This is a genomic window from Bacteroides fragilis NCTC 9343 (assembly GCF_000025985.1).
Lineage (GTDB): Bacteria > Bacteroidota > Bacteroidia > Bacteroidales > Bacteroidaceae > Bacteroides > Bacteroides fragilis.
Window position 1 is genome coordinate 4,143,736 of record NC_003228.3, and the last position, 14,413, is coordinate 4,158,148.

Sequence of the window (14,413 nt, forward strand, 5' to 3'; positions counted from 1 at the left end):
AAGTTTGTTTGTGTGAATAATAAATTAACTGTCACAGAGTTCGTATGTCATCAGGCAGATATCCGCTTCGGATACGCCACTCCTGCGGATAAAGATTGTTGGCGCGATTGCCGATGTTCTTCACAAATCCCAAAGGAATCTCTTTATAAGTGACCAGTACATAACCTTTGGGAACAGAAGGCGGAAGGACGATAGCCTCTTTCCGCAGATAGGCGATGGCTTGTTCGTAAGTCAATGCTTCGGTTGAAAAAACCGACGTTTTCAACAGACGACTCATAGCAAGTCCATGTGCGGGAATCAGATCTTTGCCTTTTACTTCAGCCACTTCCGTACCGGCCTGGACGATGCGGAGAGACTGACGAAGCAGTGCCAGATCATTTTGGTAGTACACCGGAAAAGCAGTAATCGCAGTGCCGTTCACCAATAGATTATATTCGTCGGAAGACGCCAACCAACTTTTGGCAATAGCCAGATTTTCTTTAGATACAGGTGAAGCAGCAGTGTCCCCCTTCGATTTCTTTTTCTTCGGAGAAAAAAGATCTGTATCCGCCTCCCTGTCTTCTTCCGGCTTACGAAGAGCGGCGAGAAAGAAACCTTCTCCCTGAGTCTTATGAGGCAAGAAACGATAGACAGGTGCATCGACCCCGACAAGCAAGCTACCGGTAATGTTCCACTCCGTGGGAACGGCAAGCGGTAACGGCTCAGCACCGAACTCCTGCCTGATCCAGGTAATATTCTCTTCGTCTTCGCGCGTATTATAGGTACAAGTACTGTATATCAGGATTCCTCCCGGCTTCAGGCAAGGCCAGATGTCAGTGATAATCCTGCGTTGGCGCTGCCAGCAAATCTCTACATTCTCGGGACTCCACTCTTCTATGGCACCGGGATCTTTACGGAACATTCCCTCGCCCGAACAAGGCACATCCGTCAGTATGACATCGAAAAAAGAACCGATCCGGGAAAAATCAGAAGGATCGTTATTGGTAACCACAACATCGGCATATCCCCATTTCGTCAGATTTTCCGCCAGTATCTGCGAACGGTTGCGAATCACCTCATTGGCTACCAGCAGACTGCCTTCGGGCAATACACTGCGGGCATGGGTCGACTTTCCACCGGGAGCGGCACAGAGATCGAGCATCTTGACAGGGGTTGTAACGTAACGGCGGAGCACCTGTTCCACAAACATCGACGAGGCTTCCTGCACGTAATAACATCCGGCATGAAAAAGGGGATCGAACGTAAACGTCAGGCGTTGGTTCAGATAATAGCCTTCTGCCGCCCAGGGGATACGTCCTGAGATGGATGAACAGGCAGCTAAACCGGGAAACTTACTATTCAGCCGGACACTGGCAGGAGGTTCTTGCTCCAAGGCAACAGACAATTCTTGATACTCTTCATCTCCCATCAACGCACGGGTCGATTCGATAAATGATATAGGTAATTTCATTTTTCCTTATTATAAGATATAAAACCGATCGGATTACGAGTTTTTCCGCCTGCCTGTTTGTCTTTGGCCTGCAATTCAGCAATTGCCTGATTAATTAATTCAAGTTGCATCCTCGTATCTTCATTAATATCATTGTAATCGGCAAATGCCGCTTCTACATATTCTTTTAACTCTTTTATTTCATCTTGCAGCCTGGTGATGTCATTCACCGGAAGAGCCGAGACCAATTGGCGGACAGCTACAAAAGCTCGCATAATGGAAATATTCACTTCGATGGCGATCACTGTTTAACACTCCGGAGAGCATGGCCAGTCCTTGCTCGGTAAAGGCAAAGGGAAGTTTACGGGTACCTCCCCAACTTGATATCACAATTTGTGACTTCAAGATTTCCCATTCTTCCGTATTCAACTGGAACATAAGATCCGTAGGAAATTGTTTGCTGTTCCTCTTTACAGCCTGATTCAGGACACGGGTTTCCACCTGATATAATCCGGCCAAATCAAAGTCCAACATCACTTTCTGTCCCCGTATCCCGTAAATCTTGCTCTGTATGATCTGTAGTTCCATCACTTTTGTGTATTAATACCTGCAAATATCAAAAATATTTCGTCTCTTTGCAACTTTCTGTGGCATGAACTACGTCTAACAGACAAATAAACAAAAACAATTAAAAAACAACAGTAATATGAAACGTATCATTATCGCTTTGATGGTAGCCATAACTTTCTGTTCGCTGGCAATGGCACAGAACCCAACCATCACCCAAGACAACAAGAACTCTTCCGACTCCACCATCGTGACCGAATACACTGACATAGTGGACAGCAGTACGGTTGACACCGACTACCAAAGCAGCAGTTTCGACTTCGGCAATGAATTTCCGTTCAACATAGACAAAGGGGCCATTAACGGAGGCATACTGACAGGATTGGTAGTTATCATACTGATATTCGGATTCCCCTTCTTTATCGTATTCATCGCCTTCTACTTCCGGTATAAAAACCGGAAAGCAAAGTACAGACTGATGGAACAGGCACTGGCAACCGGACAGCCTCTGCCGGAAGGTATCTTCAAAGATACTCTGCCGCAGGACTACCGGACGAAAGGCATCAAGAACATCTGTACCGGAATCGGACTGTTCATCTTCCTCTGGGCCATCACAGACGAATTCAGCATAGGATGCATCGGATTGCTGGTGATGTTCACCGGAATCGGACAGTGGATCATCTCACGCAATCAACAGCATGAACGGCCGGAAGACCCTTTCACACGCCCTACACACAAAGACGAAACTTTGAATGAACAAAAATAATGAGCCAGCTCAATGATATATCGTTAGTCGCACAGGTCGTGGTGTTCAGAAACACCAGGGCCTTCGACCAATTGGTACAGAAATATCAGTCGCCTGTACGGCGCTTCTTTCTGAACCTGACCTGCGGCGACAGCGAACTGAGCGACGACTTGGCACAAGATACGTTTATAAAAGCCTACACAAACATTGCAAACTTTAAAAATCTCTCAAGTTTCTCAACATGGCTTTACAGAATTGCTTATAACGTATTTTATGATTATATTCGCAGCCGAAAGGAAACAACAGACCTGGATGCCCGCGAGGTAGACGCTGCCAATAGTACCGAACAAGTAAACGTGGGTGAACAGATGGATGTTTACCAATCACTCAGAACGCTGAAAGAAATAGAACGCACCTGCATCACTCTGTTCTATATGGAAGACGTAAGTATAGACAAGATTGCGGGAATAACGGGGTGCCCGGTAGGAACGGTCAAATCGCACCTTTCAAGGGCTAAAGATAAATTAGCTATTTACTTAAAACAAAACGGTTATGACGGAAACAGATGATAAACTCCTGAAGCAATTCTTCGGCGAGCAAAAACAGGAAATAGAAGACAACGGATTCAGCCGCCGCGTCATGCGTAACCTCCCGGGACGGAACCACCGGCTGGTTCAGGCATGGGGAGCAGCCTGCGCAGTAGTATGCGTCATTTTGTTCTTCACTTTGGGAGGTCTGCAAGCCACCATCAGTACACTGCGCGAAGTATTTGTCTCGATGGTCCAGCAAAGTGCCACAACAGGATTCGACCCGAAGTCCCTGTATATCGCCGCCCTGGTACTTGCCTTCTTCGGGGCGCGCAAGGCATGGTCGATGGCATAACACGCAGAGATCATACGAAAGCAATGCAGGATATTCAATATAACTGCCCGAAAAACAGACGAAAAACTTGCTTTCGGACTCGGGATGTACTATCTTTGTAAACAAGATACATACAATATATTCAATTTAATATGAGGTAAAAGGGAGAAGTTTCAGCTTCTCCCTTTTTTTATGGTATCATCGGCAAGTCTTCCGGCAGACGGTGTGTCCGGAGAGAATAGACGGTATCTTGGGGGGCGGAAGACGGTGAGTTTTCGTTAAAAGCAGTAATCATTCACCTCCGAAGCCCGGTTCTTCGACCCGATATCATCAGGAGATAAATGATTATCTCCTGATGATATCGGAAGTTACTCCTATTCTTTTCCAAAGAAGTGCCAAATTGTTAATCTATACTAAATCTGCTCTTGACAAAAAGAAGGCAAGAACAGAGATGTTGTATCTTTGTTTTCTTGTAAACTAAATAAAGACTGAGGTTTTGAAATTATACGTTTTAATAATAGCGATCATTCTCTCTATAGGCACTGCCCGAACACAGAATATTGACAGCCTGTTGATGCAGCGGGAGGACACCACACAATTCATCCGAAGCGACTCCCTCGTGTTACAATTTCTGGAATACTCGAATATCCCCATAACCGATAATAATAAGGTGAAACTTATCAAAAGCGGACGGGAAAAATTTGAGGACTTGTTCGAAGCCATCCGTGGGGCAAAACACCACATTCATCTGGAATATTTTAATTTTCGCAATGACTCCATAGCCAATGCACTGTTCGACCTGCTAGGCGAAAAAGTGAAGGAAGGTGTCAAAGTAAGGGCGATGTTCGATGCATTCGGTAACTGGTCGAACAACAAACCACTCAAGAAAAGGCATCTGAAAGCAATCCGGGAGAAAGGAATCGAAATCGTAAAATTCGATCCGTTCAAGTTCCCGTATATCAATCATGCGGCTCACCGCGACCATCGGAAGATTGCAGTCATCGACGGCAAAATAGGATATACCGGCGGAATGAATATTGCCGACTATTATATCAACGGACTCCCCAAGATAGGCACCTGGCGCGATATGCATATCCGCATTGAAGGCGATGCGGTAAACATCCTTCAAGAAATCTTCCTCGACATCTGGAATAAAACCACCAAGCAAAACATCGTGGGCGAAGAATATTTTCCGAACCACCCGGAGCGGGCCGACAGCTGCAATACGGTCATTTCGATTGTAGACCGCACTCCGAAACGGAATTCCCGCATGTTGAGCCATACGTATGCCATGTCCATCTATGCAGCGCAACATGATGTACGCATCGTGAACCCGTATTTCGTACCGACTTCATCCATCCGCAAGGCACTCAAAAGGGCTTTGAACCGGGGGACGAAAGTGGAAATTATGATTTCTTCCAAATCCGACATCCCTTTCACACCGGATGCTTCGCTCTATGCCGTACAGAAACTGATGAAAAAAGGGGCAATGATCTATTTGTACAACGGCGGATTTCATCACTCGAAAATCATGATGGTGGACGACCTGTTCTGTACCGTGGGTACAGCCAACCTGAACAGCCGCAGCCTGCGATATGATTACGAAACGAATGCGTTCATCTTCGACAAGGACATTACGCAACAACTGAATGACGTTTTCGAAGCCGACATGCTGCACTGCACCCGCCTGACCCCGGAAATGTGGAAACAAAAATCAGCCTGGAAGAAGTTTAAGTGCTGGTTTGCGAACTTATTCACACCATTCCTGTAAGTTATTCAGGCTGTTTTTGTAACTTTGGCAGGAATTTTTAGTAACCCAAGAAGTATACCATTCGCATGAAACAATATTTAGACCTGCTCGACCGAGTGTTGACGGAGGGAATAGAAAAAGGTGACCGTACCGGAACGGGAACCATCAGTGTCTTCGGACACCAGATGCGTTTCAACCTGGACGAGGGATTCCCTTGCCTGACTACCAAGAAACTTCATCTGAAATCAATCATTTACGAACTACTGTGGTTCCTCAAAGGAGACACGAATGTGAAATATTTGCAGGACCACGGCGTACGCATCTGGAACGAATGGGCGGACGAAACAGGCGATCTGGGACATATATATGGATACCAGTGGCGTTCGTGGCCAACCTACGACGGAGGATTTATCGACCAGATCAGCGAAGCTGTAGATGCCATCAAGCACAATCCCGATTCACGCCGCATCATTGTCAGTGCATGGAATGTAGGAGACCTGGATCACATGAACCTCCCTCCTTGCCACGCATTCTTCCAGTTTTACGTAGCAAACGGACGGCTGAGCCTGCAACTCTATCAACGCAGCGCCGATATCTTCCTGGGGGTACCTTTCAATATAGCATCTTATGCATTGCTGCTGCAGATGATGGCGCAAGTCACCGGTCTGCAGGCAGGAGACTTTATCCACACACTGGGCGACGCACATATCTACCTGAACCACCTGGAACAGGTGAAACTCCAGCTCAGCCGGGAACCGCGCCCACTACCACAAATGAAGATCAATCCGGACGTGAAAAACATCTTCGACTTCCAATTCGAGGACTTTGAATTAGTAAATTATGATCCGCACCCGCACATCGCTGGAAAAGTTGCGGTATAATCCCCATCGGACTATGAGTAGAATCAGCATTATCGCCGCCGTAGACAGCCGGATGGCTATCGGCTTTCAAAATAAACTTTTATTCTGGCTGCCCAATGACCTGAAACGTTTCAAGGCGTTGACCACAGGAAACACAATCATCATGGGACGCAAAACGTTCGAATCACTCCCGAAAGGGGCATTACCCAATCGCCGGAATGTAGTCCTTTCTTCCAATCCGGCAGCCGAATGTCCGGGAGCAGAAGTATTCACTTCGCTGGAAGCCGCTTTGGAAAGCTGCCAAGCCGAAGAAAAAGTATACATCATCGGAGGGGCAAGCGTCTATCGCCAGGCCATATCCCTGGCCGACGAGCTGTGCCTGACCGAAGTAAATGATACAGCGCCGGAAGCCGATGCCTTCTTCCCGGCTGTAGACACAACTATATGGCACGAAAAAAGCAGAGAAGTTCATCCTGCCGATGAAAAACATCTCTGCTCGTATGCTTTTGTAGATTACGTACGGGAGATCGATTAATCCTCGTCCGTATCTACCATAATCGGCATCTGCCGCTTGATGGCTTCATGGAATGAAATCAGCGTCTCGGTGCGAGCCAATCCCAACGGCTGGAGTTTATCATGAATCACACTCAAAAGATGGTGATTGTTCCTTGCGTATATCTTGATAAACATATCATATTTCCCGGTAGTGAAATGACATTCCACCACTTCCGGTATTGCTTCCAAAGCCTTGGTTACAGAATCGAACGACTCAGGATCTTTCAGATAAATCCCAATATAAGCACATGTCTCGTACCCGATCTTCTCCGGGTCGATGACATACTCCGAACCTTTCAATATACCCAGATTAGTCAACTTCTGTATGCGTTGATGAATAGCCGCACCCGAAACATTGCACGCTCTTGCCACTTCCAGGAACGGAATGCGGGCGTTGTCGGCAATCAACTTCAGAATCTGCTCGTCTAAAGTATCTAATTGATGATGTCCCATTTTAAATCAATTTGTTTTAATATATCAATGTCTTATGCAAAGTTAGCTATTTCCCCGGCAATAAATACTATAGTTTATTACTTTTATTTGTAAAAATAGAATAAATCGGCAATAGTTAGTACCTTTGTAAAAACAATAAATTCACACGATATGAAGCTGATATTAACCCTATTCACCTGTCTTTTCGTGACAGGATGTGCATACGCACAAAATTTCTCGGACTACTTCACGAACAAAACCCTACGCATCGATTATCTATTTACGGGGAATGCGGACAAGCAGTCGATCTGTCTTGATGAACTTTCGGAACTGCCCGTATGGGCAGGCAGGCGCCATCATCTGTCGGAATTGCCTTTGGAAGGAAACGGACAGATTGTGATGCGCGATGTGGCAAGTGGAAAAGTAATTTATACGACTTCGTTTTCTTCGCTCTTCCAGGAATGGCTCGAGACAGATGAAGCCAAAGAGGTCACTAAAGGATTTGAGAATACTTATCTCCTCCCCTATCCCATAAAGCCGGCCGAGGTAGAAATCACATTACGCAATAACAAACGCGAAGTCAGTGCCAACCTGAAGCACGTCGTTAAGCCCGACGACATTCTGATACACAAAAAAGGGCTCACACACATCACTCCGCACAAGTATCTGCTGAAAAGTGGAAATGAAGAACAATGTATCGATGTAGCCATCCTGGCAGAAGGGTATACCACAAGTGAAATGGAAACTTTCTATAAAGATGCCGCCATCGCATGCGAAGCCCTGTTCTCACACGAACCGTTTCAGTCGATGAAGAATCGCTTCAACATCGTGGCTGTGGCCAGTCCTTCGGCAGACAGTGGGGTCAGCGCTCCCAAACAGGGAGCATGGAAGCACACGGCCTTCGGTTCCCACTTCGATACTTTCTATTCCGACCGCTATCTGACTACCAGCCGGGTAAAAGCAATAAACGACGCATTGGCAGGCATCCCTTATGAACATATCATTATCTTAGCCAATACGGAACAATACGGTGGGGGCGGCATCTACAATGCTTTCACACTGACCACCGCACACCATCCCAATTTCCGTCCGGTAGTGGTACATGAGTTCGGTCATAGTTTTGGTGGCTTGGCCGACGAATATTTTTATGATGAAGACGTCATGAACGGACTCTATCCTCTCAACATTGAACCATGGGAGCAGAACATTACCACCCGCATCAACTTTGCCTCTAAATGGGAAGATATGCTCACCAAAACTACTCCTGTTCCGACTCCGGTAGCAGATAAGGCCAAATATCCCATAGGCGTATACGAAGGAGGAGGCTACTCAGCCAAAGGTATTTATCGCCCGGCATTCGACTGCCGCATGCGTACCAACGAATATCCTACCTTCTGTCCGGTTTGCCAAAGAGCTATCCAACGGATCATAGAGTTTTACACAGGTAAATAACCTGAACTTAATATAGGAGTAGTGATGGAACTATCGTCTTGCACGCCAGCCAAACAGAATTAGAGAACCAACTTCCAACCGGTCAACAGGCGTATTGAACTTTAGCCCCTAAGACCGTAAGTCTGATCACTACTCCTATATTATCTACTGTTCATTCGCCTCTACAATGCCTCCACTTTCCTTATTCCGGCTATCCATCATTTCAATCCACCACCTGGCAATAATCCTCCCCTGCGTAATCCAATCGCACCAAGAACAGTAAACCGCTCTTCCTCTGAATCCATACAGATATTGTATACACAACTCTGAATAAAGCCTACGAATGAGATGATTCTACAAATACATGGCTCTACGAATAATATAGTTCCTATAAATACATAGCTTTACGAATGGTATAGTCCCTACGAATAACACAGCACTACGAGAACCTCTGCAGCCCCCAAACATACTCATAAAAAAAAAGCCGTCTGATTATCCTCAGACGGCCTTTTCTATGTGTAGAATCAACTTATTCGCGAGCTCTCGCAGAATAGTTAATTTTCAGTGCATAAGCTTGACGAAGAGCCTGTTTAATATCGGTAACGATACCCATCTTAGTATCCTGGTCAATTTTCAAAGACACAGTCATAAAGGGTTGGTCTTCCTCTTTCATACTTGAGCGCTCGTTAGTCACGTAAGCCTGAATCTCGTCAACTTCAGCATAAGCATCATTCAACTGGATACGGCTTTCAGACCCCAGTTTTTTACGAAATTCTGCTGTCGGTTTACCTACGTAGATAAACGTAACCAAAGATTTCTTTTCAAGCTTTTCCAACTCAGTACCTTGCGGAATCTTAAACTCAACCTTCAATGAAACTTCACGCATTGTTGTTACAATCATAAAGAAGAACAACAATGTAAAGATCAAGTCAGGCAGTGAAGAAGTATTCAGCGTAGGCATCCCGCGCTTACCTGTTTTATTAAATTTTCCCATTAATTATTCTTTTTTACTCCTTTAGGTTCAGCCTCAGATATCTTCTGAGGAAAAATATCACGAATAGCCTTCTGCTGATCTTCATTTAAATCAGCATAATTCTTCTGCCACTTTTCCTGAGCCAATTCATCTCTTAACTCGTTATAAGCAGCAACCAGCTCATTCTGAACATCAAAATAGGCCTGATAAGAAGATCCACGGTCACTCTGCAAAGAGATTACATGATTCTCCGTAACCATGACATTACCAAAGAAAGGCACATCTTTAGCGTGTTTTTCCGGTAATTTTTCATCGTTATATGGATTGGCAATGAACTCTTTGGCTTTTTCTCTCAATTGCTTCACATCAACAATTTCGCCACCGCACATCAGCTGATTCTGAAAGTTCAGAAAAATCTGCAAAACGTTACGGTCCTTAACAACTACGTCATTATCAACCTGATCCTTTTCAGGAGGTGGGGGCAACTGTCTTGCCAAACCACGGTCAGTATCCATAGATGTCGTAATCAAGAAGAAGATAAGCAATAAGAAAGCAATATCCGCTGTTGAACTTGAATTAATCTCAGGAACTTTTCTATTTCCTTTTGCCATTGTAGTTACTGTATTTTATTGAGTTTCCTCAATTAGTTATGATAATTTCTTTTTGATACTACTTCCGATGATAGCAAGAACTGTTACCAACATTAAGAAATAGATACTATAAAGGAACATATCAGTCAGTTTTAACCAGAAAGGAACATTATCCGTTCCCTCATATCCTTGAATGGTCAGTGTTTCACCACTACCCATAGACCATGCTACGACCAATACAAGAACCAGAAGAATAAGTCCGAGCAATGATCTGATAGCACCTTTAGGGTTATCTTTCAAAGCAGAACCGAACTGGAAGATAGCAGCAACCACAGTTGCAACTACAGCAATGCCAAACAGACCATACATCAAGTACAGCAAGGCATCTGTGTTTGCGGGATTATCCATGTCGTATACAATTGGAGTTTCCATTTGTCCACCGAAGTAGAACAAGCCCAATACGATCACGATAAGAGCAAACATCGCGTACAGTACGTAATACGATACTTTATATGTTAACTTACTCATCTCAGATTATTTTTTGTATTTCAAGTTATATTTGATTACCATGTCAAGCAAAGAGATAGAAGAATCTTCCATTTCGCTTGTAAGAGCTTCGATTTTAGCAAGGATGTAGTTATAGAATACCTGAAGGATCAAAGCTACAACCAAACCGAAGATAGTAGTAATCAAGGCAACCTTCATACCACCGGCAACAACTGTCGGAGAGATATCACCCTGCTGCTGAATCTTATCGAACGCCATAACCATACCTACTACAGTACCCAAGAATCCTAATGACGGAGCCATTGCGATAAACAGTGTGATCCAAGAACATCCTTTTTCAAGGTAACCGGCCTGAACACCACCATAAGATACTACTGATTTTTCAACAACATCGATACCCTGGTCGATTCTCATCAAACCCTGATAGTAGATAGAAGCAACAGGACCTCTTGTGTTACGAGCGATGTCTTTTGCAGCTTCAACATCACCTTTTTCCAGAGCTGCTTCGATAGAAGACATAAATTTCTTAGTGTTGATTTCAGCCAAGCTCAAGTAAATGATACGTTCAATACAGAAAGCCAAACCAATAACCAATGCGATAGCAACCAAACTCATGAAAGATGCAGTACCTTCGATGAATTTTACTTTAATTTCTTTGTGGATACCACCTTCTTCAGCGCCTGCAAGAGGAGCAGAAGCTTCAGCAGCCTCAGCTACAGCATCAGCAACCGGTTTGTCTGCTGCAGGAGCAGCTTGTTCGGTAGCAGCAGCATCCTGAGCCTGAACGAGTTGAGTTGAGCCAAATGTTAAGACTCCCATCACAGCAACAATTGCAAATAACTTTTTCATTGTGTGTCTAATTTTTAAGATTAATTAATTAAATTATTATTATTGTATTTACTTATCGTCTCTTGTTTATACTTCCTGCGGAGAGAGCGGGATTCGAACCCGCGATACACTTTTGGCGTATACACGCTTTCCAGGCGTGCCTCTTCAACCACTCGAGCATCTCTCCAATTGGCGCTTTCTTCAAATCGGGTGCAAATTACAAAAAAAATGCGAACCACAAGCGTTTTCAGCTACAAATGTATTCTTTTTTTTCTTCTTCTGCAGCATTATCCTTCTTTTATCTTTAATAAATCAACTAAATTAATAAAATTTAAAATCTTGTGGAGCTTATTTGAGCATTCCAAACACTTTTAATGCGCTAACAGCGGTCAATTCCGCAACTTTTTCCGGATCTTCGTTATATATTTCGGCAACTTTTATTAATGTATCTTTCACATTCGCACTCTCATTTCTCTTTCCACGATTAGGAACCGGAGTGAGGTAAGGCGAATCGGTTTCCAATACGATACGTTCCAACGGAACAGACTTCAATGTCTCCGGCAACGTTGACTTTTTGAAAGTCACCACACCGTTTATACCGATCTTAAATCCCGGAAACTCCATCATCCGGGCAGCTTCACCGGGAGTTCCCGTAAAGCTATGAAAGATTCCGGTCAGTCCACTATTTTTATAAGGTTGCAATACCTTATATATATAATCGAAAGCTTCGCGGCAATGAATCACTATGGGCAATTGATAATGAAGGGCCCATTGCACTTGTTTTTCAAAAGCAATCAACTGTTCTTTCAGCCAGGTTTTATCCCAGTAAAGATCGATTCCAATCTCGCCCACAGCAACGAACCGGCCGGAAGTTTCCAGATTTGCGGCAACGATTTCAAGCTCTTTTTCATAGGACTCGTTCACGGAGGTAGGGTGCAATCCGATCATCGGAAAGCAAAAGTCCCGATAGGTATCACAAACCGACAGCATGGGTTCAATCGTCGTACTATCTATGTTAGGCATAAAGATATGCGTCACACCGGCAGCACGGGCACGTTCCATAACGAAAGGTAAATCTTCGGCAAACTCTTCCAGAAAAAGATGGGAATGTGAATCGACAAGCATATTTTAAAGAATCTCCTTATTCTGTTTTTCTCCGGTCCGATAATAATAAATCAGACCATAATCACGACATTTTTCCAAGCGTTTCTCATTGGGCGATACATCCTGGAATTTGGCTTCCACCTGATTCCAGATATCCAGAATCAGCCGGTCGGCTTGCACACGCATGGATGCAAGTTGCTCTAAACTACGATTGGTGAGAGACTGAAGGCTTTTCTGTTTTTCATATCCTTCCATGAATATATCATAATGCACTTTCACTTTAGCAATCGTGGGGTTATAAATCGGAATACCGCCTTGAGAGGTGCGTTTCCGCTCCCCTTCTATAATTTTTTGTCCCCACTCGGCCAGAGACGCTTCACTACTTAAATCGGGTACACTGAAATTATCTACGGGCAAGCCATACAAAGCCTTATGAGATTCTTTGATTTCCATACGAATCACAGCCAAATTCAAGACTTGTATGAAGTGAGAAATATAAAGCCGGGCCGTTTTTACATTCGCCTGGTGTTTCTTACTGTTCCTGCTTTGCTCTCCGTAACAGTGTACATAATAAGAATGCGCCGTTTCAAATTTAGACAGAAATATACGGGCTTCTCCCAATGTCTTGAGTGAAACAGGCAAATCATAGACACCACACATATCGCCCTTCACGACCGCTGTTTTCAGCGCCCGTATCCTGGCTTGATCTGTATTTGGCAAACGTCTATAGGGCATCTCGATATTACATCTCGCGGTACATTAAATGCTTCATCAACTTTTTCAGCTCACTCTTCTTATCCTCAATGACAGACACGGCGCCCAGGCTTGTCATCGCACGAGTGTAATACTCACGCATCTTGTTTTCGCAAACAGCCTTGATGCCAATCTGAGTGTACAATTCGGTCACAGCACTGATTTTTTCTTCGGGACAGAATGAAGTTGCACTCAACCAATGATTTAATCCCTCCAACTGATCCCGGTCGGCACGTTCCAGTGCTTTAATCAGCATATACGTCTTTTTATTGCATAGAATGTCTCCACCAATGTTTTTACCAAACACAGCAGGATCACCATATACATCCAGCAAATCATCCTGCAATTGGAAGGCTACTCCGATCTGCATGCCAAAATCATACAGATTTTCGGCATCCTCAGGAGAAGCTCCACCTAAAATAGCTCCGATTTTCAAACTGGCAGCCAACAAAACCGCCGTTTTCAAACGGATCATTTCCAGATACTCCTCTTCCTTTACATCCTCACGGGACTCAAAATTCATATCCATTTGCTGTCCCTCACAAATTTCAAGTGCTGTCAGGCTGAACAAATCCATCACTTCTTTGAGGTGTTCCGATGAACTGGCAGCCATATACTGATAGGCCAGCACCAGCATAGCGTCTCCTGACAAAATCGCAGTATTGTCATTCCATACTTTATGGACAGTTGTCTTGCCGCGGCGCATATCAGCCCGATCCATCAAATCGTCATGCAAAAGAGTATAGTTATGATAAACTTCAATAGCCGTAGCAGGGTCATAAATAGAGGACACATCCTCCTTGTAGAGGTTGTATGCCATTAGCATAAGAACCGGCCGAATACGTTTCCCTCCCATGGAAAGAACATATTTAATAGGGTCATACAAACCTGCCGGAGTACGTGTAAACCGGATATCTGAAATGTGAGAATTGATCTTATCGAGAAGCTGAGATGCTGTATACATAATAAATAAATTATAAAAGAGAGATTGAATGAAAAGAGGCTGCTTGGACGGCAGCCTCTCTTCT

16 protein-coding genes, 1 tRNA gene and 1 pseudogene are annotated in these 14,413 nt (G+C 44.3%); 7 read left to right on the plus strand and 11 right to left on the minus strand.

Annotated features, from left to right (window positions below):
- Positions 1-31: 31 nt before the first annotated feature.
- Both BF9343_RS16965 and BF9343_RS23105 read right to left on the minus strand, forming a co-directional pair.
- A complete protein-coding gene (locus BF9343_RS16965; protein WP_010993451.1) occupies positions 32-1,450 on the minus strand; it encodes a methyltransferase RsmF C-terminal domain-like protein in 1,419 nt (472 codons plus the stop codon).
- Positions 1,447-2,017, minus strand: a pseudogene (locus BF9343_RS23105) (ORF6N domain-containing protein). Before BF9343_RS23105 ends, BF9343_RS16965 begins: the two are co-directional and overlap by 4 nt.
- 118 nt (positions 2,018-2,135) lie before the next feature.
- Between BF9343_RS23105 and BF9343_RS16980 the strand changes: the two are divergent.
- The 6 genes from BF9343_RS16980 to BF9343_RS17005 all read left to right on the plus strand — a co-directional run bounded on the left by BF9343_RS16980 (position 2,136) and on the right by BF9343_RS17005 (position 6,747).
- Complete coding sequence (locus BF9343_RS16980) at positions 2,136-2,762, plus strand: DUF6249 domain-containing protein (protein ID WP_010993453.1); 627 nt, start codon at positions 2,136-2,138, stop codon at positions 2,760-2,762.
- Positions 2,762-3,310 (plus strand): RNA polymerase sigma factor, encoded by a 549-nt coding sequence (locus BF9343_RS16985; RefSeq protein WP_005790634.1) that lies wholly within the window; start codon positions 2,762-2,764, stop codon positions 3,308-3,310. Before BF9343_RS16980 ends, BF9343_RS16985 begins: the two co-directional genes overlap by 1 nt.
- Entirely contained in the window at positions 3,294-3,623 is a 330-nt protein-coding gene (locus tag BF9343_RS16990) for a DUF5056 domain-containing protein (RefSeq protein WP_005790636.1), read from the plus strand. Before BF9343_RS16985 ends, BF9343_RS16990 begins: the two co-directional genes overlap by 17 nt.
- 475 nt (positions 3,624-4,098) lie before the next feature.
- A complete protein-coding gene (cls, locus tag BF9343_RS16995; RefSeq protein ID WP_005790638.1) occupies positions 4,099-5,373 on the plus strand; it encodes a cardiolipin synthase in 1,275 nt (424 codons plus the stop codon).
- A 65-nt stretch (positions 5,374-5,438) separates the two neighbouring features.
- Complete coding sequence (locus tag BF9343_RS17000; RefSeq protein WP_005797942.1) at positions 5,439-6,233, plus strand: thymidylate synthase; 795 nt, start codon at positions 5,439-5,441, stop codon at positions 6,231-6,233.
- A gap of 13 nt (positions 6,234-6,246) precedes the next feature.
- Complete coding sequence (locus BF9343_RS17005; protein ID WP_009292628.1) at positions 6,247-6,747, plus strand: dihydrofolate reductase; 501 nt, start codon at positions 6,247-6,249, stop codon at positions 6,745-6,747.
- Here the strand turns inward: BF9343_RS17005 and BF9343_RS17010 are convergent.
- Complete coding sequence (locus BF9343_RS17010; RefSeq protein ID WP_005790644.1) at positions 6,744-7,220, minus strand: Lrp/AsnC family transcriptional regulator; 477 nt, start codon at positions 7,218-7,220, stop codon at positions 6,744-6,746. The two genes, BF9343_RS17005 and BF9343_RS17010, sit on opposite strands and share 4 nt — an antisense overlap.
- Positions 7,221-7,370: 150 nt before the next feature.
- On the opposite strand from BF9343_RS17010, the gene BF9343_RS17015 reads away from it, so the two are divergent.
- Entirely contained in the window at positions 7,371-8,651 is a 1,281-nt protein-coding gene (locus BF9343_RS17015) for an IgA Peptidase M64 (RefSeq protein ID WP_010993454.1), read from the plus strand.
- A 508-nt stretch (positions 8,652-9,159) separates the two neighbouring features.
- Here BF9343_RS17015 and BF9343_RS17020 read toward each other — a convergent pair.
- The 8 genes from BF9343_RS17020 to BF9343_RS17055 form a co-directional block, all read right to left on the minus strand.
- Positions 9,160-9,624: an ExbD/TolR family protein gene (locus BF9343_RS17020; RefSeq protein WP_005781259.1), complete on the minus strand. Its 465-nt coding sequence runs from the start codon at positions 9,622-9,624 to the stop codon at positions 9,160-9,162.
- Positions 9,624-10,214, minus strand: coding sequence for an ExbD/TolR family protein (locus tag BF9343_RS17025; RefSeq protein ID WP_005790648.1), 591 nt, complete (start codon positions 10,212-10,214; stop codon positions 9,624-9,626). Before BF9343_RS17025 ends, BF9343_RS17020 begins: the two co-directional genes overlap by 1 nt.
- A 36-nt stretch (positions 10,215-10,250) precedes the next feature.
- On the minus strand, positions 10,251-10,721 hold the full coding sequence (locus BF9343_RS17030; RefSeq protein WP_005790650.1) for a hypothetical protein: 471 nt from the start codon (positions 10,719-10,721) through the stop codon (positions 10,251-10,253).
- A 6-nt stretch (positions 10,722-10,727) separates the two neighbouring features.
- A complete protein-coding gene (locus BF9343_RS17035; protein ID WP_005790652.1) occupies positions 10,728-11,549 on the minus strand; it encodes a MotA/TolQ/ExbB proton channel family protein in 822 nt (273 codons plus the stop codon).
- Positions 11,550-11,627: 78 nt separating this feature from the next.
- Positions 11,628-11,715 (minus strand) — tRNA-Ser (locus BF9343_RS17040).
- Between the two features lie 161 nt (positions 11,716-11,876).
- Positions 11,877-12,653, minus strand: a complete 777-nt coding sequence (locus tag BF9343_RS17045; protein ID WP_005817413.1) for a TatD family hydrolase — start codon at positions 12,651-12,653, stop codon at positions 11,877-11,879.
- Positions 12,654-12,656: 3 nt separating this feature from the next.
- On the minus strand, positions 12,657-13,367 hold the full coding sequence (locus BF9343_RS17050) for a hypothetical protein (RefSeq protein WP_010993455.1): 711 nt from the start codon (positions 13,365-13,367) through the stop codon (positions 12,657-12,659).
- Positions 13,368-13,374: 7 nt separating this feature from the next.
- Positions 13,375-14,349 (minus strand): polyprenyl synthetase family protein, encoded by a 975-nt coding sequence (locus BF9343_RS17055; protein ID WP_005802353.1) that lies wholly within the window; start codon positions 14,347-14,349, stop codon positions 13,375-13,377.
- Positions 14,350-14,413: the final 64 nt, after the last annotated feature.

What these genes read in the sequence shown, in the direction of transcription:
- BF9343_RS16965 (WP_010993451.1), bottom strand. Translation starts at nt 1,450, where the DNA reads ATGAAATTACCTATATCATTTATCGAATCGACCCGTGCGTTGATGGGA.
- BF9343_RS16980 (WP_010993453.1), top strand. Translation starts at nt 2,136, where the DNA reads ATGAAACGTATCATTATCGCTTTGATGGTAGCCATAACTTTCTGTTCG.
- BF9343_RS16985 (WP_005790634.1), top strand. Translation starts at nt 2,762, where the DNA reads ATGAGCCAGCTCAATGATATATCGTTAGTCGCACAGGTCGTGGTGTTC.
- BF9343_RS16990 (WP_005790636.1), top strand. Translation starts at nt 3,294, where the DNA reads ATGACGGAAACAGATGATAAACTCCTGAAGCAATTCTTCGGCGAGCAA.
- BF9343_RS17000 (WP_005797942.1), top strand. Translation starts at nt 5,439, where the DNA reads ATGAAACAATATTTAGACCTGCTCGACCGAGTGTTGACGGAGGGAATA.
- BF9343_RS17005 (WP_009292628.1), top strand. Translation starts at nt 6,247, where the DNA reads ATGAGTAGAATCAGCATTATCGCCGCCGTAGACAGCCGGATGGCTATC.
- BF9343_RS17010 (WP_005790644.1), bottom strand. Translation starts at nt 7,220, where the DNA reads ATGGGACATCATCAATTAGATACTTTAGACGAGCAGATTCTGAAGTTG.
- BF9343_RS17015 (WP_010993454.1), top strand. Translation starts at nt 7,371, where the DNA reads ATGAAGCTGATATTAACCCTATTCACCTGTCTTTTCGTGACAGGATGT.
- BF9343_RS17020 (WP_005781259.1), bottom strand. Translation starts at nt 9,624, where the DNA reads ATGGGAAAATTTAATAAAACAGGTAAGCGCGGGATGCCTACGCTGAAT.
- BF9343_RS17025 (WP_005790648.1), bottom strand. Translation starts at nt 10,214, where the DNA reads ATGGCAAAAGGAAATAGAAAAGTTCCTGAGATTAATTCAAGTTCAACA.
- BF9343_RS17030 (WP_005790650.1), bottom strand. Translation starts at nt 10,721, where the DNA reads ATGAGTAAGTTAACATATAAAGTATCGTATTACGTACTGTACGCGATG.
- BF9343_RS17035 (WP_005790652.1), bottom strand. Translation starts at nt 11,549, where the DNA reads ATGAAAAAGTTATTTGCAATTGTTGCTGTGATGGGAGTCTTAACATTT.
- BF9343_RS17045 (WP_005817413.1), bottom strand. Translation starts at nt 12,653, where the DNA reads ATGCTTGTCGATTCACATTCCCATCTTTTTCTGGAAGAGTTTGCCGAA.
- BF9343_RS17050 (WP_010993455.1), bottom strand. Translation starts at nt 13,367, where the DNA reads ATGCCCTATAGACGTTTGCCAAATACAGATCAAGCCAGGATACGGGCG.
- BF9343_RS17055 (WP_005802353.1), bottom strand. Translation starts at nt 14,349, where the DNA reads ATGTATACAGCATCTCAGCTTCTCGATAAGATCAATTCTCACATTTCA.